20 protein-coding genes, 1 tRNA gene and 2 pseudogenes are annotated in these 19,665 nt (G+C 55.8%); 11 read left to right on the forward strand and 12 right to left on the reverse strand.

Annotated elements, in window-relative coordinates:
* Nucleotides 1-41 precede the first annotated feature (41 nt).
* The 3 genes and pseudogenes from ABVN19_RS12950 (at nt 42) to ABVN19_RS12960 (ending at nt 2,649) form a co-directional block, all read left to right on the forward strand.
* Complete coding sequence (locus tag ABVN19_RS12950) at nt 42-287, forward strand: DUF4224 domain-containing protein (protein ID WP_105642095.1); 246 nt, start codon at nt 42-44, stop codon at nt 285-287.
* 1 nt (nt 288) lies between these two features.
* Nucleotides 289-1,349: pseudogene (locus ABVN19_RS12955) on the forward strand (tyrosine-type recombinase/integrase).
* A gap of 865 nt (nt 1,350-2,214) precedes the next feature.
* Complete coding sequence (locus ABVN19_RS12960) at nt 2,215-2,649, forward strand: GNAT family N-acetyltransferase (RefSeq protein WP_256585860.1); 435 nt, start codon at nt 2,215-2,217, stop codon at nt 2,647-2,649.
* A gap of 396 nt (nt 2,650-3,045) precedes the next feature.
* Here the strand turns inward: ABVN19_RS12960 and ABVN19_RS12965 are convergent, their stop codons facing one another.
* Nucleotides 3,046-3,597 (reverse strand): hypothetical protein, encoded by a 552-nt coding sequence (locus ABVN19_RS12965; protein WP_105642096.1) that lies wholly within the window; start codon nt 3,595-3,597, stop codon nt 3,046-3,048.
* A gap of 509 nt (nt 3,598-4,106) precedes the next feature.
* On the opposite strand from ABVN19_RS12965, the gene ABVN19_RS12970 reads away from it, so the two are divergent.
* From ABVN19_RS12970 to ABVN19_RS12980, 3 genes are all read left to right on the forward strand, one after another.
* Nucleotides 4,107-4,472 carry a helix-turn-helix transcriptional regulator gene (locus ABVN19_RS12970; protein ID WP_105642097.1) on the forward strand — a complete coding sequence of 122 codons (366 nt, stop codon included), beginning with the start codon at nt 4,107-4,109 and terminating at the stop codon, nt 4,470-4,472.
* A gap of 21 nt (nt 4,473-4,493) precedes the next feature.
* Nucleotides 4,494-5,207, forward strand: a complete 714-nt coding sequence (locus ABVN19_RS12975) for a hypothetical protein (RefSeq protein WP_146117329.1) — start codon at nt 4,494-4,496, stop codon at nt 5,205-5,207.
* Nucleotides 5,208-5,434: 227 nt separating this feature from the next.
* Complete coding sequence (locus ABVN19_RS12980) at nt 5,435-6,571, forward strand: hypothetical protein (protein WP_105642099.1); 1,137 nt, start codon at nt 5,435-5,437, stop codon at nt 6,569-6,571.
* Nucleotides 6,572-6,656: 85 nt separating this feature from the next.
* Here ABVN19_RS12980 and ABVN19_RS12985 read toward each other — a convergent pair whose 3' ends face one another.
* The 9 genes and pseudogenes from ABVN19_RS12985 to ABVN19_RS13025 form a co-directional block, all read right to left on the reverse strand.
* Nucleotides 6,657-7,451, reverse strand: a complete 795-nt coding sequence (locus ABVN19_RS12985; protein WP_105642100.1) for a DNA adenine methylase — start codon at nt 7,449-7,451, stop codon at nt 6,657-6,659.
* A 155-nt stretch (nt 7,452-7,606) separates the two neighbouring features.
* Nucleotides 7,607-8,122, reverse strand: coding sequence for a lysis system i-spanin subunit Rz (locus ABVN19_RS12990; protein WP_105642101.1), 516 nt, complete (start codon nt 8,120-8,122; stop codon nt 7,607-7,609).
* On the reverse strand, nt 8,119-8,670 hold the full coding sequence (locus ABVN19_RS12995; protein WP_105642102.1) for a glycoside hydrolase family 19 protein: 552 nt from the start codon (nt 8,668-8,670) through the stop codon (nt 8,119-8,121). The genes ABVN19_RS12990 and ABVN19_RS12995 overlap by 4 nt, the downstream gene beginning before the upstream one ends.
* A gap of 33 nt (nt 8,671-8,703) precedes the next feature.
* A complete protein-coding gene (locus tag ABVN19_RS13000; protein WP_105642103.1) occupies nt 8,704-9,753 on the reverse strand; it encodes a contractile injection system protein, VgrG/Pvc8 family in 1,050 nt (349 codons plus the stop codon).
* 66 nt (nt 9,754-9,819) lie between these two features.
* The gene (locus ABVN19_RS13005) at nt 9,820-10,026 is read right to left on the reverse strand and encodes a tail protein X (RefSeq protein ID WP_105642104.1); all 207 of its coding nucleotides are present in this window, start codon (nt 10,024-10,026) and stop codon (nt 9,820-9,822) included.
* The gene (locus ABVN19_RS13010; protein ID WP_177431067.1) at nt 10,001-10,846 is read right to left on the reverse strand and encodes a phage tail protein; all 846 of its coding nucleotides are present in this window, start codon (nt 10,844-10,846) and stop codon (nt 10,001-10,003) included. Before ABVN19_RS13010 ends, ABVN19_RS13005 begins: the two co-directional genes overlap by 26 nt.
* 9 nt (nt 10,847-10,855) lie before the next feature.
* Nucleotides 10,856-13,231 carry a hypothetical protein gene (locus ABVN19_RS13015; protein WP_146117330.1) on the reverse strand — a complete coding sequence of 792 codons (2,376 nt, stop codon included), beginning with the start codon at nt 13,229-13,231 and terminating at the stop codon, nt 10,856-10,858.
* A gap of 6 nt (nt 13,232-13,237) precedes the next feature.
* Nucleotides 13,238-13,444 carry a hypothetical protein gene (locus ABVN19_RS13020; protein ID WP_105642106.1) on the reverse strand — a complete coding sequence of 69 codons (207 nt, stop codon included), beginning with the start codon at nt 13,442-13,444 and terminating at the stop codon, nt 13,238-13,240.
* Nucleotide 13,445: 1 nt separating this feature from the next.
* Nucleotides 13,446-14,186, reverse strand: a pseudogene (locus ABVN19_RS13025) (terminase gpA endonuclease subunit); the annotation flags it as partial.
* On the opposite strand from ABVN19_RS13025, the gene ABVN19_RS13030 reads away from it, so the two are divergent.
* From ABVN19_RS13030 to ABVN19_RS13045, 4 genes are read left to right on the forward strand one after another with little or no spacing between them, the layout of a single operon-like run.
* Nucleotides 14,088-14,417, forward strand: coding sequence for a hypothetical protein (locus tag ABVN19_RS13030; RefSeq protein ID WP_177431066.1), 330 nt, complete (start codon nt 14,088-14,090; stop codon nt 14,415-14,417). The pseudogene ABVN19_RS13025 and the gene ABVN19_RS13030 overlap by 99 nt on opposite strands.
* The gene (locus tag ABVN19_RS13035) at nt 14,410-15,180 is read left to right on the forward strand and encodes a DNA cytosine methyltransferase (protein WP_105642107.1); all 771 of its coding nucleotides are present in this window, start codon (nt 14,410-14,412) and stop codon (nt 15,178-15,180) included. Before ABVN19_RS13030 ends, ABVN19_RS13035 begins: the two co-directional genes overlap by 8 nt.
* 30 nt (nt 15,181-15,210) lie before the next feature.
* Complete coding sequence (locus ABVN19_RS13040; RefSeq protein ID WP_105642108.1) at nt 15,211-15,477, forward strand: DUF4224 domain-containing protein; 267 nt, start codon at nt 15,211-15,213, stop codon at nt 15,475-15,477.
* A gap of 3 nt (nt 15,478-15,480) precedes the next feature.
* The gene (locus ABVN19_RS13045; RefSeq protein ID WP_105642109.1) at nt 15,481-16,548 is read left to right on the forward strand and encodes a tyrosine-type recombinase/integrase; all 1,068 of its coding nucleotides are present in this window, start codon (nt 15,481-15,483) and stop codon (nt 16,546-16,548) included.
* 46 nt (nt 16,549-16,594) lie between these two features.
* Here ABVN19_RS13045 and ABVN19_RS13050 read toward each other — a convergent pair whose 3' ends face one another.
* Both ABVN19_RS13050 and ABVN19_RS13055 read right to left on the reverse strand, forming a co-directional pair.
* A complete protein-coding gene (locus ABVN19_RS13050; RefSeq protein ID WP_158259237.1) occupies nt 16,595-18,265 on the reverse strand; it encodes an ATP-binding protein in 1,671 nt (556 codons plus the stop codon).
* A 424-nt stretch (nt 18,266-18,689) separates the two neighbouring features.
* Nucleotides 18,690-18,777 (reverse strand) — tRNA-Ser (locus tag ABVN19_RS13055).
* 121 nt (nt 18,778-18,898) lie between these two features.
* Here ABVN19_RS13055 and ABVN19_RS13060 point away from each other — a divergent pair.
* Nucleotides 18,899-19,570 (forward strand): Bax inhibitor-1/YccA family protein, encoded by a 672-nt coding sequence (locus ABVN19_RS13060; RefSeq protein WP_028944268.1) that lies wholly within the window; start codon nt 18,899-18,901, stop codon nt 19,568-19,570.
* Nucleotides 19,571-19,665 lie beyond the last annotated feature (95 nt).

Raw genomic sequence — 19,665 nt, forward strand, 5'->3', positions numbered from 1 at the left:
CTCCCCACCTCTGCCGCCACGCGCGGCGTGGAGACCACCCCATGGAAACGGAGATCCTTTCGGACGAAGAACTGGCCGACCTGACCGGTTTCAAGGCCAGGGGCTGGCAGCGCCGCTGGCTCAACGATCGTGGCTGGCACTTCGTTGAAAGCCGCGGCGGCCGCCCCCTGGTAGGACGCCAGTACGCCCGCATGAAACTGGGCGTCACCATTGAGGTGGTGCCCCTGGCACCGCTACCCCCGCCACCCGTACCGGCGTGGACGCCGGATTTTTCGAAGGTGAGGTGATATGCGCCCTCGGAGCAAAGAAAACAGGGATCTGCCGCCGGGCGTGTACCGGCGCAAGCGCACCAGCAAAAGCAAGAAGCACCCGAACAAGGCATGGATCAGCTACTACTACCGCGACAAGGACGGTAAAGAAATCCCTCTGGGCGCGGACCTCAACCTGGCCAGAATGAAATGGGCTGAGCTGGAGGCCAGGGAAAAGCCGCGTGATTTGCTCCTGATGAAGGCGATCTTTGATCGCTACGAGCGAGACATAATCCCCAAGAAAGGTGCCCGCACGCAAAAGGACAACTTGGCGGAGCTCCGTCATCTGCGCCCAGTCTTCGACAAGGCCCCCATAGAGGCCATCACGCCATCGCTTGTCGCTCAGTACCGGGACGCTCGTTCGGCTCCAGTACGTGCGAATAGGGAGATAGCGCTCCTGTCCCACGTCTACAACATGGCGCGGGAATGGGGTCTGACGACTAAAGAGAACCCCTGCCAGGGCGTGCGCAAGAACAAGGAGGTGCCTCGGGACTTCTATGCGAACGATACGATCTGGAATGCGGTTTACGCGAAAGCAGTGGGTGAATTGAAGGACGCCATGGATGTGGCGTATTTGACGGGCCAGCGGCCGGCAGACGTGCTGGTGATGAGAAAGGACGACATCGAGGACAAGGCCCTCGGTGTTAAGCAGAAGAAGACGCACAAGAAGCTGAGGATTCTGCTTGAGGTAGAGGGGTGGAAAGTGGCTTGGGGGTGGTGATCAGGAAGATTCTTGAGCGCAACGCGCCGCACGGGTCGCCTTACCTGCTGCTGACCGACACCGGCAAGCGGGTCACAACGGCCATGCTTCGCCATCGTTGGGACGATGTACGGGAGGATGCGGTGAAGGAGGCTGTTTCCGCCGGCGACCAGGTCTTGGCAGGGCGCATCAGCCAATTCCAATTCCGCGACATCCGCCCGAAAGCAGCCTCGGAAATCACGGATGTCGATCACGCCAGCCTGCTGCTGGGTCATACCAAGGGCGACATAACGGAGCGGGTTTACCGCCGAGTTGGAGCGCTGGCGAAACCCACCAAATAGCGAAGGTATCGGAAGCGCTTCCGAAATAAACCACTCCCAAGGGTGTTCCCACGGGTAGTTTTTCTATGCCTCAGAAACGCAAAAAGCCCTGAATAATCAGGGCTTTAGAAGTGGCGGAAGCGTAGAGATTCGAACTCTAGGATAGTTGCCCATCGACGGTTTTCAAGTCCACATAATTTCCCTTTAAAAACAATAGCATAGACAATTTTTGATTCCGCAAATCGCCTATACTGTAGAAGCTAAAACCCTCACGGTGCAAGGGCCGACTTTTCAGTTGCGGAACTGAATTTTGAGCCAATCATCGCAGCATTATCTCAGTGAAGAATCGGGCCGAACCGCCAAGAGCGCGTAGCTGATGTGCCTGGACAGCTTCAAACAGTTCCTCTGCCTGTTTACGAAGCTGCTCGACCTCCTCCGCAGCGAGCTCCCCTTCGCTGCGTCATAGCGTGCTTGGCGTCGAGGGACTGAGTCATCAACTCCTCTCCCTGCACCATTTGCTCAAGCAACGTTTTCGCGTCCATCATCGCCATCCTTGCCGCCTAGAAAATCGAATCATTTCCAGCATAGATCACTGCCGATAGGCTCGATGATGGATTGGACCTACTAACCGCAAAACACCTATAAACAAAGGCTTATCTGGCACCAATCTAATTCTTGTACCAATTTTGTACCCTTCCTTGAACGACCTTCCGCAAAATAACATTAGCGGCAGCGAACGACCAAAAGCAGGCACCCAGTTGTGCCTACGGAGCTTGGGATCGTTCATTCCGGATTTCTACCAGGTATGACAGACTCTTCTTTTTTGCGAACGCCTTGTGAGAAAACCATGGAGATTCGACGGTTCAGAATCGGGGATGAGATTGCGTTGTTCGACGTCTTTTACTCTGCCATTCATGAAATCGCGTCACGCGATTACGCTCGCGATCAAGTCGAGGCCTGGGCTCCTGCTGATCTTGATCAGACGCTATGGGCGGAGCACCTGCAAAATCTCCGCCCATTCGTGGCCGAGGTAGACGGAAAAATAGTGGGCTATGCCGACATTCAACCGAACGGTTACATCGACCATTTTTTTGTGTCGGGCACTCATCCTCGCCAAGGGATAGGCACTTTACTCATGAACCGTATCCATGAAGAAGCCAGGTTACTTGGCATCGACGAACTTACTTCAGATGTCAGCAAGACGGCTGAAACGTTCTTTGAATTGCACGGTTTTCATGTCGTGCGACGAGGATTTCCGATCCGTCGGGGCGTAACGCTTCAGAATGCATTGATGCAGAAAAACCTAAAATGCGGCACATGAATGCCCGGGGTGGACCAGCTACCACTTCGGGTAGGTTGCTGCAAATCACGCGAAATCATCAGCCTTTTCTGTGATGGATTGGACAGACTGAAACGCAAGGCCCCATTGACAGAAGTCCAGCGAGATCGAACAGTTGCTGCCGCATCAATGGATGCCCGACTGACCTGCGCAAGACGTATTTCCCGTACGCTTACACAGGGTCTTTGCAATGGATGCTGATCAATAACCAGCAACGATACTTGAGCGTGCCCCTGCCGGTGACGGCTGTCGTAAACCGAGCCCAATAGGGCTCGACCCGCTGGGTTCCATCCTCACGCCTCCGCCATCCTGGCTGCGCGCTCCGCTTGCACAGTTTGCGCGTGGTCGCGTTATCTTAGTGGGGATCGCCTACCTGTATTACTTATCAAATTTGCTAAAACGCGATGAGACCGTTGCAGCATCCATAACTTTCCAGGCCTCCGGATCTGCGGTGGCTTGAACCATCACCCATGCCCGCCATAGGAAAAATGCGGCAGCCAAACTCGCTTCTACAACAGCCACCACGGTGGTGTTGTACATAAAGTCAGAGCTACCCATAAAGTAATTCACAGGGATGACAGATAGTGCCCAGCCGGCTACAAACACAAAGCAAAAAGCGATCACGGAAACTACAGCGAAGAGCATAGGAACTTTATAACGGAATTCGGTGGAAAACATCTTTTCGCCGCTTTCCTTTTTAAGACCATACAAAATCCCCTCGTTTTTTCCTTTATCCTTATTATTTTTAAAGAGTCCGTACAGAGTAACGTTTTCGCCAACGTTCAGTTCTTCGTATAGCCTGCTTGCCATTTTCAGTTTTGGAATCACTGCTCCGTCGATTTTTACACTAGCAGTGAAACCACCGTCCATACGACTGACAGACCCAACATGGTCGAGCTTGCCGGTAATTTTTGCGCAATCAAACTTCATTCACATGTCCTTGCATTGTCGTTGCCGAGGTGCACCTTCAGTGCAACCCAGCACTCATAGCTGCCTGTCGCAATCGCGACAGCCAACGCATGGCTCCAGGCCCTCCACCTCCTTGGTGGGTCGAGTAGGCCTTCGGAAGCCCTGGGGCAGCGATGTCAACCTGCCATCCCTCGCGGGAATATATTGCCTGGAATGGCATTTTGCAATTATGGTTTTATCCTCAGTATTGAGGCTCGAATGCGGGCTAGGACATAGAGTGTCCACTCTGGCTCGATAACGGACGCTTAGCGAGGAAAATGGATAGGGATTTGAGCCCGCCCATGCCGCGCCGCAGGCCGCCACAGGCCAATAAAAGCAGGCATGCACAGTCATCGTAACGGCCTAAAATGGCCTATATCGGACTGAGATTTGCCCTAAATTTGCCCTAAAGCAATCACCCTACCACTGCACCTTTCCCACCAAACCCACTGGCCATATACTGTCCATACATACAGTACTGAGAAGCCAGCATGACCCTCGCCGTAGCCAGCCCGCCTCCACTTCAAATCAACCTGGATGAAGACCAGGTCAAGAATGTGGCGTGGATTCTGGATAACTTACCAGTCGTTCTTTCAAGCACTCACTGCACCCAGGCGCGAGCGATGCTTGGATGGTCCATTGAAACCCTTGCATTCCGTTCCGGTGTATCACCGGACGCCATCAGGCGCCTTGAGACCGGGACCGAACTCCGCGAGGTGACGCTGCAGGCCTTGGCTTTCACTCTGGAGGCAGAGGGCCTGATCTTCTTCCCTGGCCACGAACCCATGAGAGGGGAAAATTGCCGGGGCGCCACAAGGCATCCCCGAACCAGGGATGACTTTCACCTGATCGAATGATCCTCAGCGTGGTGTCAGCCAATGATTAAGCCTCCCACCAAACCAGAGGCCCTGGCACGCTGGACTGGAATGCTGCGCAATGAACACCTGAGACTGAGCAATCCTGAGGTGTACGTTCAGGTCATGAGGTCAGCCACAGATGACCTTGAAGCCCTTGGCCTGTTCGACCCGCTGGAGCTCCACGACTTGCGAGAGCAGGTACAGGCGGCTTACACGGCTGGACTGGAAGAGCAGTTTGCCCAGGAGTTGTATTGCCGTGCCTCCAGCTACAACGTAGTGCCAGAGGGCAGCGGCGTTCGCGTCGGCTACATCAACCAGGGCAACTACTATGAAGAGGACCGCACTGATGCCTTCAGCTTCGACGGAGCGGTAACCCAAGAGGGCGACCAGCTCCGAATTGTGCTGCGAACCTCCGGCGAGTTTGGCGTGATCAAAGGCCTGGTCATTCTAGGGCAGGACGGTAGAACCTTTCGTCTAGTTGAAACGGCACGAATGATCGACGGAAAGATGCTTGAGGGTGTTGGAGATCCTGACGCCTATCGGGTGCTGGTGGACCTAGCGCAGGAAGCTTTCGAGGGGAATGATTGGGTGCGGTACCGGATCCTACGGGATCGGGTTAGATACTCGCCGTTCATGTGTTGCCCGGTGTGCTGTGATTCGTTCGCTCAACGCGAAGATTGTGAGGCCTGCGGTGGGCAGGGATTCGTACCAGATGACCTGGGGGCATCGCGCTAGCCGATGAGGTAAGTCTGAAGCTATCTGACTGACGCGTTGACCAAGCCCTTCGGTATCAAGCAGTTCAATGAAAAACACAATGTGCATGAACGACTTGCCATCATTTCAGATATGGCCTACCCGCATGTGACATTTAGCCCGAGACAGGCTTTAACCAAGCACACCTGCAGGCCGTATAAAACGAAGCTATCCTAGACTTGTTCCCCCACAGATAGCCGGGCAGCATCATGAACTATATAAAATTCATCGAGACCGGTTTAAATATAGAAATAAATGAAAATCTTCACGCGTCATGCAAATCGCTAACACCGACCAAGGTAAACGAATTTGCAGAAATCTATTACGAAGCAAAAACAGAGCAACGACACCCCTTCGTAGAGTCTAAAAAACAGAGCACTATATACCGACCATATTTCGACGAAAACTTTCTCGGCTCCGCGCCAGAAGACAAACAGCACAAGCTATTTCACTTCTGGCGGCGCCCAAGGGACTACAACAAAAATCACGCACTCAACCTCCTGTACTCGCTACTCATATTTTCGGATGAACTACTGATTAGAGATCCACTGCCTGACTTCCTCCCACACCTTGCCGAAGGTGTGCTCCCCCACGTACAACAAGACGGAATGACCAGACTCATCGCCTATCTAGAATGGCTAAAAAAAATAAGACTCCCATATGAACTTGGCAAAGTTAGCTTTTATGATGGACGCAAAGCCATCGACATTAGGTTCTCACAAAAAGACCTACCACGAGATAAGTATTATTCAAGCAAGAATAAAGAAAGGGAGTTCGCAGTAAACCAATACCTACAACGATTCAACGAAATGAGCAAAATGGCCACAGAACTAGATGGCGACTACTATCTAAATACAAGAGAGTCGCTCTTAGCGTATGGTCACTGGTCTCGCAATATGGATAAGATAGTAAGAAATGACTTCATAACCCAGCAGGAGGTCATTAGCAGAACCCTTCAACTGGACATCCCGATGTATGGTGGATTAGATGAAGATTTTTTTGAAATCATAAAATCGCAAAACACATTGATCTATATAAAGGGATTTTTAACAGACACAATGAACAATGTGAGCAGACAGGGGAGCACCTCACCAGAAGCCATCGCAAAACACCTAAAGGAAGAGTGTGAAGAAGAGTTTAGAAAGCTAGGCATGCAGATTAACTTAAACACATCCATGAGAAGCTCAGAAGCAAAATTCAAGTTATTTAATTTTCTAGGCGGACTACTCAAAGGAAGCCCTTCAGCCCTCTCAGACGCCGCAAAATTTCTCCTACAAAGAAAGTCAATCCGGCGAAAGATGAAAGCCGTTGGATATATTAGAGACCTAATTCCTCGAAAGAAGTAAGCCAAAACGTCAGCATGACATCATCCGACTATAGGCTTTCGTACTCACCGGATTTTTTCTAGTTAAGACAGACTCACCCAAGACACTAAAACAACCCCCCGAGGGCAGCCGGCGTCCAATTCATGATCACCAGCTCGCCCGTAACCTCGGCCTTGCCTTGGCGCTGGTTCGTATTGCTGTAGCGGATATCCAAGGTTTCAAAATGGAAGCCATCGAACGCCCGCCGGATATCGGGGTGGTCGTTGATGCTGACCATCACCTTGCCCTTACAGCGCCGCATGAAGTCTGCCATGCGCTCGTATTGCTCAAACGGAAAGTCGACCCCGTACCCGGCAGTCTGCCAGTACGGCGGGTCCATGTAATGAAAGGTGTGCGCTCGATCGTAGCGCTCGGCGCACTCCAACCAGGACAGGTTCTCGACATAGGTGCCGGCCAGCCGCTGCCAGGCTGCCGACAGGTTCTCCTCGATCCGCAGCAGGTTGATGGCCGGGCCGGTCGTCGCGGTGCCAAAGGTCTGTCCTGTCACCTTGCCACCGAACGTATGCTGCTGCAGGTAGAAGAACCGAGCGGCGCGCTGGATGTCGGTGAGTGTTTCGGGTCGGGTCATCTTCTGCCACTCGAAGATCTGTCGAGAGCTGAGCGCCCACTTGAACTGGCGCACGAATTCTTCCAGGTGGTTTTGCACCACCCGATAGAGCGTCACCAGGTCGCCATTGAGATCGTTGAGCACCTCCACCGGCGCGGGTTGCGGGCGCATGAAGAACAGCGCAGCGCCGCCGGCGAAGACTTCGACATAGCATTCGTGAGGGGGAAAGAGAGGGATCAAGCGGTCGGCCAGGCGGCGTTTGCCACCCATCCAGGGAATGATTGGATTCGTCATGTGATAGCAAGTCTTTACTGTATGGATAAACAGGTGATAGGCTCGCCGCGCTTTGTGCACGGAGCAGGAGCCTCGGCTGGACTTGCAGGAAGGGTCTGCGGGTTCGGTGGGCAGGTCGGATGTTGACGCATCCGCCCTGCCCGCTCCTTTTCAATTCACGGCGCGAGTGCGCGCACGTAGGCCTGACAGGCCTTCAGGGCAATCAATCCTTGGTCGCCGTCGTCGGTGATGCTGACAATTCGTCGAGCATGCGCTGGGTCAAGTTGGGCTCGCGTGGCGCCATGAACCACGCCGGGGCTGCCGGTGGCGGTTGGCACCCCACAGCCACCACCCTCGGCGCTGGTGTCGAGTAGGACTGACAGCCGGAGATCAGCAGTAGCGAGGCGGTCACGTAAACGAGCCTGAGTCTGTTGTTCACTGAATAATTCCTTGTAGTGGGTTTCGTCTTCGGCCTGGAGTCGATCCTCCAGGGCTCGCCGGCTAGACTGCTCAGCCTCCTGCCACTCGATCACAGCGCTGGCAGCAGCTCCACGCTCGCGTTGAAAGTCACTCGCTTGATCTGCCAGGGCCTTGCCGTAGCTATTGGCCTGCCACTGCCAAGCGCCACACCCGCCAACAACAATCCCCAGCAGCATTGCCAGCAGGGCCAGGCGCCAATCCAAGCCTTTCACTGCAGCACTTCCAGAGCGCGCTGATACAGCGCCTTGCGATCATCCAGGCCGTTGGTGCCGCCATTGATGCGCTTGGTGATGCCCAGAAAATCACCCTTGTCAGCCAGGGAGTTGAGCCCTCTGCCCTGCCAAAACCAACCGGCCGACATCGCGGCATAGACAGGCTGCTCGAGCAGCTCCGGCGTGTTGAGCAATCGACTGTCGCCGAACAGCGCTTCGCTGCAGGCTTCGTAGTTGTCGTGGCCGGTAATCTGAATCAATCCCCGGCCGCGATACTTCTGGCCATCGCCATCGGCCTCGGGGGTGTTGCCCAGGCGCTGAGCCAGCTTGCCGGTGTCGTACTTGGCCAGATAGGCATCGCCACCCAGCTCTCGCACGTAACGCAACTGGCCGGATTCGTGACCAATCTGCGCGATGAAGGCCGCCATGCGCAGTCGAGTGACGATGCCGTACTTGCCCATCGCGGCATTGAGACCAGGAACAAAAACGCCGGCATTGCGGCCGGCGTTGGGGAGGATCTGCAGCAACTGCTGCGCGGTGATAGCCATCAATATTTCTCCATTGCTGACCCATACGGGTCGTTAGGGTTGTAGGTCCACGGTCTTGAGCTCTTTGGATTCTTTGGTCTTCTTCTCGCCGGCCTTGGCTTTGCCCTTCTTGCCGCCGTTGCATTCGACGGTGGTGGTCCAGCCGGACTGGGTAAACATCTGCTCGACCGAATCCACCAGGTACTCGCCATCGAGGCCGGCTTTGAAGCCCTGGGCGATAACCAGACGCTCGGCAAACAGATCCGTGCGGCCGGCCATTTCCAGGCGCACACCAGCAGTGCTGCGGTTGAACGCGGCCAGGCGCGCCCTGCCGGCCTGCTCGGCGGCGGTCTTGTTCGGGTAGATATGGCGATCGGTATGCACCGGCGGCAGGCCGCTGGGGGACTCGTCGTTGTCGAGGTCGACCACTTTCACTTCGCCCGACTTCTGGTCCTGGTGCTTGGTCTGCACACCCTTGTGGGTGGTCTTGTCACTGACGCGGAACTGATAACGGCTCACGTCCTGGCGGGTGATGGTGACGGTACCCAGGGCCTTGCCGCTTGCGCTTTGCCCAGCCTGACGCGGCAGCACCAACAACTTGCCGTCGCCGACCTTGGCAGTGCAGTCATACTGCTTGGCCAGGCGGGTGATGAAGTTGAAGTCCGACTCGTTGAGCTGGTCGACGCGGGGCACCTTGCTGGCCACCGGGCAGACCGGCTCCCAGCCGTTGCGGGCCGCGATGTCATGCACGATCTGCTGCAGGGCCACGCCCTCCCAACTGCCGCTGCGCGTGGTCTTGCCACTGCCGCGCATGTCGCTGGCCTTGCCGCGAATGACCAGGCTGTCAGGTGGACCCGACAGCTCGACCTCATCGACCGTATAACGGCCCAGGCGGGCCAGGGCCTGACCGGAATAGCCCAGGAATACTTCAATACTTGCACCGCGACGCGGCAACAGCACCGCCTGGTCGCGGTCGTCAATGCGCAGCTCGAATTCGTCGGACTCCATCCCCGGCTTGTCACTGGTGCGCAGCAACAGCAGCCGGTCGTTGATCATCGCGGAGATGTCTCTGCCGTCCGCGACGATACGAAAAGTAGGTTTCATGCGTAGGGCTCCAGAAAAACAAAACCCCGCACGGGGCGGGGTTTCTTCGTTATGTGTAACGCGGAATCAATCCCACAACTGCACCAGCGTTTCGGTTGGCGCGGGCAGATCCGGCAGGTGAAACACCAGGCCAGCGCGGTATGGCTGCGCCTGCCTGGCCAGGTCGGGGTTGGCATCGAGCACCGCCTCTACCGTGCCGTTGAGGTGCCCGTAATGGTGCTGACAGATCACATCGAGCAAATCCCCGTCAGATGTTCTGCAAGTCGCCGCCATAGCTCACAAACTCCAGGCTAAAGGACTGTTTACGCGGGATACCACCGGCAAGCAGGTGGCTTTGTTCTTCGTCCAGACTGAGCAAGCACCAGCTGCCCAGCACCTCGCCATAACCCGTGATCAGGCTCAGCGGCTCCAGGGCCCTACCAATGCTGCGCAGGGTGTCCAGTTGCTTCAGGCCACCCTTGAAGCCAGGGAAGATCGCGCCCTTCAGGCTCAGCTTGTCCTCCCCCTGGCCGATGGCCTGCTGGGCAATGCTTCGGCTCAAGCGCTCCTGGCCGGCCCAGCGGAACGCGGTCTGCCGGCGCAGCTCATCAAACGCCGCCGTGTTGAGGTTGAAGTAATACGGCCGTGCATCTGGCCGCAGTGGCTGGATGATCAGGAGGTGCGGGAACGGCGTTACCGAGTCGGCCGCCGGTGTGGCCAGCGGCGAAAAACTCGCCGTCGACACCACGTTAGCCAGCGACGGGCTCAGCTTGCCCGCCACCTTGTTGATCGCATCACCTGCCCTGGCCGATTGCTCCTTGAGCGTTCCCATGCGCGCCTGGATCTGGGACATTCCCGAGGTGGCCTGGCCATACATCGCCGCGACTTCGCCTACCTTGGACTGCGCCAGGTTGATACCGCGCATCGTTCGCTGCAGTTTGGCGCCGACTTCAGGGCCCACAAACGGGATACTTTCCAGCTCAGACGCGGCGCCGGTAATGTCGCCGATAGCGCCATTCATGGGGCCCAACATGCCGTCGAGCCCCTGCCGCCCAGCCTCCCCGGCTTGCACCAGGGATTTCAAACCGGATTCCATCTGTTCCATGTAGGGCATTTCCCCTCCTTATGCGTGTGGTGCATCGAGCAGTTGGCGGTTCAGCGCCTGGCGGCTGTATTCCTCAAATTGCCGTTGCAGGTGCGGAGCAAGTTCATTGGCCAGTTGCGCGGGATCTTTCACGTCCCCATTCACGGTGACCGCGATGCTGGGGGAGAAGCTGAACTGCTGGTCGACCTTTGGCGCCTCAGGCTTGCGCTGCTCGACAGCCTTGGCCGGTACCGGTAAAGCCGCCGCCGGCGGTACAGCTGCGACTAGGGTGCGCACCACGTCACCGAGTTCGTTGTCCCTGCCTGACGACTCGCCCGGCGCAACGCTCAGCGCCGGGGGTTTGCCTTGTTCCACGACCTTGGTCACCACCGGGGATGGCGGTGCCGGCGACGCGGGTTTCGCTCGGCTTGGTCCTGGCTGCGGACTGCTGAACACTGGCGGCGGCATTGCTGCCACCACCGGCGCTGCCGCAGGCTCCGGCCGCTCCAGGTCGGTACCGGGGAACCGCAGCTTGTGGCTGGCCAAGGCCGGCAGCAAGAACGGGTCTTTGGCGTTCGGGTCGCGAGGGTCGTAAGACACTGTCGGCGGCTTTTCAGCCAGCACCGGCGCTGCTGCTGGCAGAGGCATTGGCACGAGCGCCGGCATTGCCGTCACCACCGGCGCTGCCGCAGGCTCCGGCCGCACCAACTCGGCACCAGGAAACCGCAGCTTTTGGCTGGCCAAGGCCGGCAGCAAGAACGGGTCTTTGGCGTTCGGGTCGCGTGGGTCGTAAGACACTCTCGGCGGTTTATCAGCCAGCACCGGCGCTGCTGCTGGCAGAGGCATAGGCACGGGCGCTGGCATTGCTGCCACCACCGGTGCTACGACCGGATCCGGCCGGGCCAACTCGGCGTCGGGGAACCGGACCTTGTGACTGGCCAGGGCCGGCAGCAGGAACGGATCTTTGGCGTTCGGGTCGAGTGGGTCGTAGGACACCACCGGCGGTCTCTCAGCCATCACAGGCGACGCTGCCGGCACAGGTTTCGGCATTGTTGCCAACACCGGCGTTGCTGCTGGCACTGGCATTAGGACAGGCACCGGCATGGCAACCTTGACCGGCGGCGCAACAGGGCCAGGTAATGCCGGGGCTGCCGGTACAGGCGCCACCTCGACAGCCCCGGACGGCGGGGTCACCGCGACCTCCGCCACCGGCGCATTCTCTCCGGCAACGACTTCCTCTGGCTTGTTCTCCCCGCCAAACCAGCGCTTGCCCAGCAGGCCGCCCAGACTTTCTCCACCCATGCCGCCGAGATACGCACCGACTGCGCCACCAACAAGAGGGCCAACTATCGGGATGACGGCCCCGAGCGCTGCGCCCGTAGCCGCCCCCGCCAGCGCACCGCCCAACCCACCGACGGCACCGCCATAACCTTCGGCTTTTTCCTCCTTGGTTTCGGCGTTCATGTAGGTGTCGACCGCCTTCACGCCGGCCTCGAGCACAGAGCCACCCGGCATCACCCGACCAACCACACCCAGCTTGCCTGCAGCGCCAAGCATCTTGGCAAACCGCCCTGGTGCAACTGCGGGCGCAGCCATTTTCGGTGCGGGGGTTGCACGCCCCGCCGCTCGCCGCTGACGACGACGCGCCCGGCGCGATCCGGCAGGGGCTGCTCCAGTAGCACCCACACCGCCAATGGCGTTGGCATTGACGACGAACACCCGCTGCGGCTCCTTACTGCTGCCAACGTTGTCGTCATTGCTGGCCCCCAGCAAACCACCCAAGGCCTTGATGCCAGCGTCAACAGGCTTGATGCCGGTTTGCGGGGCTTTCTCTGCCATAGCACCTGCAACATCGCCCAGCCCCTTGGAGCCAGCACGTCCGAGCATTACGCCCCGCCCGATGTTGGCCACACCCCGAGCGATTTTGAGGCCGCTCAGTATCGCCTTCAGCGCCACAAACCCAGTGCCCGCAGCGGCAAGGCCCAGCACAACAGTCTGCGAACCATCCGACAGGTTGGTCAGCCCTTGTGCCACCGCCTTGATGCCCTTGGCCACCAGGTCGGTTGCCGGACGAATGGCATCGCCGACACTGCGCATGGCGTCGTTGACCGCCTGCCCTGTCTCGGCCCACATCTGCGCCGAGGCTTCGCGGCGTTCGGCCAGGTTCTTGTCGAGAATACCTGCCGCGTTCTTCGAGTCGTTTTTCAGCTTCTCGTACAACCCACGGTTGGCCGCGTAGGCCGTCAGCGCCGCCTTGACCTGCATATCGGCGAAGATATCGCCGGTGCGCAGCGACTGCTCCAGGGCGTTGAGCATCGCCTTGGCTTTTTCTGGATCGGTTTGCTTGCTGATGTTGGCTTGGGCTTCGGCCATCTTCGCGGCCTTGGCCGGGTCGGTGGCCTGGATGTACTTCATGGCCACTCACAATCCTTTCCCTCCGTGGTAAAGCCGGACTACGCGAGAGCGCGGCCCCGCTGCCTCGGTCAGACTGGTTCGGATCACATCGCGGGCCTTCAGCAGTTCATCGATTGAGCGGTACTCGACCGTGCGGTCGGTGTAGCGCACGACTTTTTCACCACGCGCAATTGCCCGCTCGACCGCGTCGAGGTGCTTCTGGGTGTAGGCCATATCAGCGTCTCTTGAGGTAGCCGCTGCTGGAGCTGCGGCGTTGCATAGGTTGTGGTGCAGTACGTGCAACCGGCGGGGCTACAGGCGTGACAGCAGCGGGTTGATGTTGCGGCCTGGGTGGCTCAGCGTTGTCTTCGGCCAGGCGCTCGGCCTTCACCGGCTTCGCCGCACCCGCACAATCAAATAAGGTGGCCTGGGCCAGCGCCTGACGCAGCCGGTCCCAGTCCTGCTCGCCATATCGGTGCAAGCCCAGGTAGTGCGCCATTGCCAGGCTGTACACCATCAAGTCGAGTGCTTCGTTTCGATCAGCCTTGCCCTTCACCCACTCGATCCGCTTGTACCCCTTCACGTAGCGGGCAACCTTGCGTTCAGCCACGCACTGGGCGAAGAAGTCATCCGGCAGATCCTTGGCGAAGTGCAGCGCACCAGGTCCGGTCTCGAAGGCATAGCGGTTATAGATCCAGTCTTTGGCAGTGTCGGTACCGACAATCCAAAGCTCCGCCCCGTTGCGCTCTGTCTGCCCTTTCCAGGTCACGTCCACCAGCGAAGGCCGCTGCGCAATCACCGGCTTGCCGGACTTGCTTGCGCCCTTCACCGCGAAGACGTTCCGCCAGCGACGGACACGGCAGAACTGATACACCTCATGGGTATGGTGACCACCGGAGTCGATAGCCGTGGCAAGAATCGCCAGGCCAACACCGCAGGGATGCTGATGACGCCTCGTAAGCACATCCTCAAGCACTTTCACATGTGCTGCGGCCTGGGTGGCGGCGCCAAAGGGTTCAACCGCGCCAAACCGGTAGTAGGCAACCTGCAGGTCGCTTGCAACTGCATCGTCGACGCCATCAAGGCGAAGCTGTCGGAGAGTCCTAACGGCGGGTTAAGGACCGCCGAGGCGCTGGCTCTGCACATCCACGAAGCCCTACTGCAGGTCGGTGCACTGCCACCTGACTTGCGAGGATTGCATGAATGAGCTGGCTCTTTTCGCGGGCGCTGGTGGAGGAATACTCGCCGGCCACCTGCTCGGATGGCGTACGGTTTGCGCAGTTGAACGTGATGCCTACGCCGCACAGGTTCTGGCGCAACGACAAACCGATGGATTACTCCCGCCTTTCCCAATTTGGTCTGACGTGTGCAGCTTTGACGGCCGACGCTGGAGAGGCCTTGTTGACGTCGTTTCTGGAGGCTTTCCGTGCCAAGACATATCAGGGGCCGGCCCAGGTACTGGGATTGAAGGATCGCGCTCCGGCCTCTGGAAAGACATGGCTCGAATCATCGGTGAGGTATTGCCGAGCGACGTCTACTTGGAGAACTCACCAATGCTTGTGGGCCGAGGACTTGCGTTGGTCGTCGGTGAGCTTACCGAGATGGGGTATGACGCGGAGTGGTGTGCTGTTTCAGCGGTGGACCTTGGAGCGCCCCATAAACGTGATCGCATTTGGCTCCTTGCAAAGAAGACAGAGAGAAAAGCAAATGCCGACTTGGCCGACCCCGGTCGCCAGCATGGCCAAGGGTTCATCGCTGAATGCTCTCATTCGCAAATCAGGCGCCGATCGATCCAACGATCGCCTGGATCACGCAGTGATGGCCAGACACGGTGGCCATCTGAACCCAACATGGGTCGAGTGGCTGATGGGGTGGCCTTTAGGATGGACCGACTTAAAGCCCTTGGAAATGGCCAGGTTCCACGAGTGGCAACGGCAGCATTCCATGGCTTGCATTCAGGACAATGGTGAGGCGACGTCATGAAAGAAACGAACCCAGCAATGATTTCCAGCGACCTCTCTGCCTCCCTCGTTTCGTTTCCTGGGGAGCTACTGACGGACGATGAAGTGGCCTCCATCACTGGGTACTTGATCCCTTCCAAACAGATCCAGTGGTTGGATTCCAACGGCTGGCAGCACGTTCTTAGTGGCTCCAGGCGCCCAATAGTGGGGCGTCTGTATGCGCGCCTCAAACTGGCCGGGCTGAAACCATCTGAAACGAACGCGGTGACCGAAACTTGGACGTTCGACCTGACACGAGTGAGTTGATCAATGCGCTTTAAAAAAGCTGGCAATCGTGACCTGCCGCCGCGGATGTTGCGGCGGGTCCGCACCTTGAAAAGCGGGAAACAATGGGTGGGCTACTACTATGACGGTCGGGACGAAAATGGGAAACGCATCGAGATCCCGCTTGGTACCGATCTGGATGTAGCAAAAATCGAATGGGCCAAGCTTGATCGGAAGGCCGTTCCAAGAATCACTCGACTGCTGGGTGACGTATTTAATCGATATGAGCGCGATGTTATTCCCGGGAAGATGCCGCGTACGCAAAAAGACAATCTGCTTTCACTGAAGCAGCTTCGTGCCGCATTTGCCGATGCACCGATTGATGCCATCACCCCTCAGATCATCGCTCAGTACCGAGACAAACGCACGGGCAAAGTACGCGCCAACCGTGAGATTTCCCTGCTATCGCATATCTACAACATGGCTCGAGAATGGGGAGTCTCGGAAAAAGAGAATCCTGCGGCTGGCGTGCGCAAGAATAAAGAGCGGCCGCGTGACTTTTATGCTGGTCCAGAGATCTGGGATTCAGTTTATAAACAGGCAGTGCCGGAACTACGTGACGCAATGGACTTAGCCTATTTGACTGGGCAGCGCCCCACTGATGTACTTTCTATGCGAGCGTCGGACTGCATTGGTGGATACTTGCAGGTAGCTCAAGGCAAGACGTCGAAGAAGTTACGAATTCAACTCAGCACAAGCAACCAGAGCAATGAACTCGGCCAACTGATTGAGCGATTGCTCTATCAGCGAAAAGAGCGCAAAGTTCTAAACCCGTACCTAATCATTACTGAAAATGGACGGCACGTAACTGCCTCCATGCTTCGCCTCCGCTTTGATGACGCTAGAAACTTCGCCATTAAAAATGCACTTACCGAAAATGACAAAGTCCTAGCAGAGCGCATTCGTCAATTCCAATTCAGAGATATTCGCCCTAAAGCAGCCAGCGAAATTGGAGATTTGAATCACGCCAGTAGACTCTTGGGACACACTGATAAACGTATCACAGAGACAGTATATCGCCGGATTGGAGAAATCGTTGAACCAACCCGTTAAGAGTGGAAAATATCGCGGCCACCCAATACAAAAGCGGCCGCACCAATCAATCTTGCTCCAGTAGCTCTTTGAAGTCAGCGCACGCCAAGGCATCGGACGAATCCAATATCTTATTAGGGTCTTCCTTCCATACCTGCTGGATATAGACTTTAAGCTTTCCTAGTAGCTCCTTCCCTGGAGTCAGATTTTCGCCAAACTCAGCGTACCAAGTATCCACATGACCATTAACAACATCTATATCGAACATACCTGCTTTATTATGGCTGAGCTCCTTGCGATCCCTACCTATGAAGTTCACCAACTTCCTCTTAGTCTCACCCTCAAGTTCACGAACAAATTCCTGGTAAACCTGTTCAGCCTCTGCCAACGGAACACCATAGATCTTATGAATATGCTTGGGCATGCAAAAATATGACTCTACCTCTTGGTATTTAGTCATAAAGAAAATCACGCCCCTCTCTTTGCAGTCTTCCTTGAGAGATATAACCTCCCGATCCGAGTCCACTCTCTGATCACGATCTATATGAACTAAAACCTTCACAGTTGGAATTTGTTTACGCACAAATCCTTGCAGAATTTTAGCAAAATCTACTTTTTTACACCCTTCATACGAATGAAGAACAAACTCGTCCTCACCAATTCCGTTTGCCATCAAAAACTTTTTGAGAAATTCCTTTTTCTCTGCAACCCCATCAACCTTATCCTCAGTAACCACAACATATTTTAGATCTTTCTTAGAAAACAGATAATCTGCATCAGCCGCACCAATATCCAACAAGATGTTACTACCCTTGACATCCTGATAAGCTACACCACTTTGAAAATGGATAACATTTGCTTTATCTTCCAGCGCCTCTAATATATATCGAGAATGAGTAGAGAACACTATCTTCAGTTCAGGATCCGCGTCAGCACGACGAGACAACTCACGTGCTAGAAGCTTTTGCTTGGTCGGATGTATATGTGCATCAGGCTCATCCAGCAATATAATTCTAGGGTTAAAATATTCAATATACGCAAAAATTTGCATAACTTGAAGCAAACCTGTCCCAACCGAATCAAGGGGCAGGTCCAAACCACGCTCACTTACATGAACACTTATATATTCCGACTTGTGCTCATCAAACTCTGAATGCACATCAATATCACCGTAAACACTATTTACCGAGCCTTTAAATGAGGCCCACCTTTCCGCATCGCCACTGATTGCACAAAGAATATTACGAAGATAATTATTGCTATCCCCTCGAGTAGCCGATTTTTTCACGGAAATTGTTACTTCAAATTTCTCTTGCGTAGGGATCCCGGCTATACCAGGAACATAGACACAATACGGCTGCTCAATACTACTTAACTTGTCGCCAAGTTTACGACCACTAAGAGTGGTTGTAAAACCACCATTCTTCCCTCGAGATATCTTAAGAGTTGAGTTATCACCATCCGACAATGAAAACTCAATCCAGTTTCGATCTGCTTTAGTTCGAGAACCGCTCAGCTTTTTTCCATGATAAAGATATTCAATATTTTTCGTAGGCGTATAGAGGTATTCACTGGAATCTAGCGAAAGAGTTCTCCCCCCTTTTTTTGTCCAAGCCGCTCCTTTGAGGTTGAGAGCCTGACATCCAGAAATTGCAAACTGGATACCTTGGATAAAGCTGCTCTTACCTGAATTATTTGCCCCAATAAATATATTCAAAGAACCAAGAGTAACGGCCACATCATCGATCTTCTTGAATTTCTGTATTCGAATTTCCATATAAACCTAAAATAAACTATAGCAACGCACTTAGTTAAGCGCTTTTCTAAGCTAGGAAGTCCTCTAGAGTTAGTCCCAATGAGACATGGCCTGATGCCTCTAGATACGAGACCTCCCCCCCAAAAAAAAAGAATCGTAAAGCGCAGAGAGAGGCTGAAGGGTAGCGCAAGGCCATCATGACAACAATCGAGAAAAGCTGCCTCGGACACGGCTGATTTCGGAGGAGATGCGGCAAGCGGTCAGACCGAAGACGCCCGTCATAGTCGACTTTGCGCGATTGGTTGCGGAAACGATCAGAAAAATGCGGAAGCGATAGGGCGTTCGACGAGGGAAAATCACTCGCCCCAGAAACGCAAAAAGCCCTGAATAATCAGGGCCTTAGAAGTGGCGGAAGCGTAGAGATTCGAACTCTAGGATAGTTGCCCATCGACGGTTTTCAAGACCGTTGCCTTAAACCACTCGGCCACGCTTCCTCGTATTGCGGGCGCCATAATACCGAAATGAAACAAGCTGTCAAACTCTCGATGGGGCTGTTTTGCAAGGCTCTGTTATGATCTTTGCATCTGAACGTTTCAAACCCACAGGAGTGTCGCCATGCGCGAACAGGATTATGCCGTCAATCACGGCCAGCAGGTCGAGCAGCAGGAGGTCAGCAAGGTCCTGCGCAATACATACGGGCTGCTGGCTATCACCCTCGCCTTCAGTGGCGTCATGGCCTTCATCGCGCAGCAGATGCGCGTTGGCTACCCGAACATTTTCGTGGTACTGATCGGCTTCTATGGCCTGTTTTTCCTCACCAACAAGCTGCGTGACTCGGCCTGGGGCCTGGTGTCTACCTTCGCCCTCACCGGCTTCATGGGCTTTATCCTCGGCCCTATCCTCAACCGTTACCTGGGTATGGCCGGTGGCGCTGAAGTGGTCAGCTCGGCCTTTGCCATGACCGCGCTGGTGTTCGGTGGCCTGTCGGCCTATGTACTGATCACCCGCAAGGACATGAGCTTCCTCGGTGGTTTCATCACCGCCGGTTTCTTCGTGCTGATGGGTGCGGTGCTGGCCAGCCTGTTCTTCCAGATCAGCGGCCTGCAGCTGGCGATCAGCGCCGGTTTCGTGTTGTTCTCGTCGGTCTGCATCCTGTTCCAGACCAGCGCGATCATTCACGGTGGCGAGCGTAACTACATCATGGCAACTGTCAGCCTGTATGTTTCGATCTACAACCTGTTCGTCAGCCTGCTGCAGCTGTTCGGCCTGATGGGTCGTGATGACTGATTGGTTGTGAATGCGTGAGAAAGCCCGCTTCGGCGGGCTTTTTTGTGGGTGATGGGTTTGGATCACGGGGCAGGCCCGCTCCTACTGGGCGTGGA

The sequence above is a fragment of the Pseudomonas vranovensis genome (genome assembly GCF_040438935.1).
GTDB lineage: Bacteria > Pseudomonadota > Gammaproteobacteria > Pseudomonadales > Pseudomonadaceae > Aquipseudomonas > Aquipseudomonas vranovensis.

What these genes read in the sequence shown, in the direction of transcription:
- ABVN19_RS13040 (WP_105642108.1), top strand. Translation starts at nt 15,211, where the DNA reads ATGATTTCCAGCGACCTCTCTGCCTCCCTCGTTTCGTTTCCTGGGGAG.
- ABVN19_RS12980 (WP_105642099.1), top strand. Translation starts at nt 5,435, where the DNA reads ATGAACTATATAAAATTCATCGAGACCGGTTTAAATATAGAAATAAAT.
- ABVN19_RS13015 (WP_146117330.1), bottom strand. Translation starts at nt 13,231, where the DNA reads ATGAAGTACATCCAGGCCACCGACCCGGCCAAGGCCGCGAAGATGGCC.
- ABVN19_RS12970 (WP_105642097.1), top strand. Translation starts at nt 4,107, where the DNA reads ATGACCCTCGCCGTAGCCAGCCCGCCTCCACTTCAAATCAACCTGGAT.
- ABVN19_RS13060 (WP_028944268.1), top strand. Translation starts at nt 18,899, where the DNA reads ATGCGCGAACAGGATTATGCCGTCAATCACGGCCAGCAGGTCGAGCAG.
- ABVN19_RS13045 (WP_105642109.1), top strand. Translation starts at nt 15,481, where the DNA reads ATGCGCTTTAAAAAAGCTGGCAATCGTGACCTGCCGCCGCGGATGTTG.
- ABVN19_RS13010 (WP_177431067.1), bottom strand. Translation starts at nt 10,846, where the DNA reads ATGCCCTACATGGAACAGATGGAATCCGGTTTGAAATCCCTGGTGCAA.
- ABVN19_RS12985 (WP_105642100.1), bottom strand. Translation starts at nt 7,451, where the DNA reads ATGACGAATCCAATCATTCCCTGGATGGGTGGCAAACGCCGCCTGGCC.
- ABVN19_RS13000 (WP_105642103.1), bottom strand. Translation starts at nt 9,753, where the DNA reads ATGAAACCTACTTTTCGTATCGTCGCGGACGGCAGAGACATCTCCGCG.
- ABVN19_RS13005 (WP_105642104.1), bottom strand. Translation starts at nt 10,026, where the DNA reads ATGGCGGCGACTTGCAGAACATCTGACGGGGATTTGCTCGATGTGATC.
- ABVN19_RS12965 (WP_105642096.1), bottom strand. Translation starts at nt 3,597, where the DNA reads ATGAAGTTTGATTGCGCAAAAATTACCGGCAAGCTCGACCATGTTGGG.
- ABVN19_RS13030 (WP_177431066.1), top strand. Translation starts at nt 14,088, where the DNA reads ATGGGTATGGTGACCACCGGAGTCGATAGCCGTGGCAAGAATCGCCAG.
- ABVN19_RS13020 (WP_105642106.1), bottom strand. Translation starts at nt 13,444, where the DNA reads ATGGCCTACACCCAGAAGCACCTCGACGCGGTCGAGCGGGCAATTGCG.
- ABVN19_RS13035 (WP_105642107.1), top strand. Translation starts at nt 14,410, where the DNA reads ATGAATGAGCTGGCTCTTTTCGCGGGCGCTGGTGGAGGAATACTCGCC.
- ABVN19_RS12950 (WP_105642095.1), top strand. Translation starts at nt 42, where the DNA reads ATGGAAACGGAGATCCTTTCGGACGAAGAACTGGCCGACCTGACCGGT.
- ABVN19_RS12975 (WP_146117329.1), top strand. Translation starts at nt 4,494, where the DNA reads ATGATTAAGCCTCCCACCAAACCAGAGGCCCTGGCACGCTGGACTGGA.
- ABVN19_RS12995 (WP_105642102.1), bottom strand. Translation starts at nt 8,670, where the DNA reads ATGGCTATCACCGCGCAGCAGTTGCTGCAGATCCTCCCCAACGCCGGC.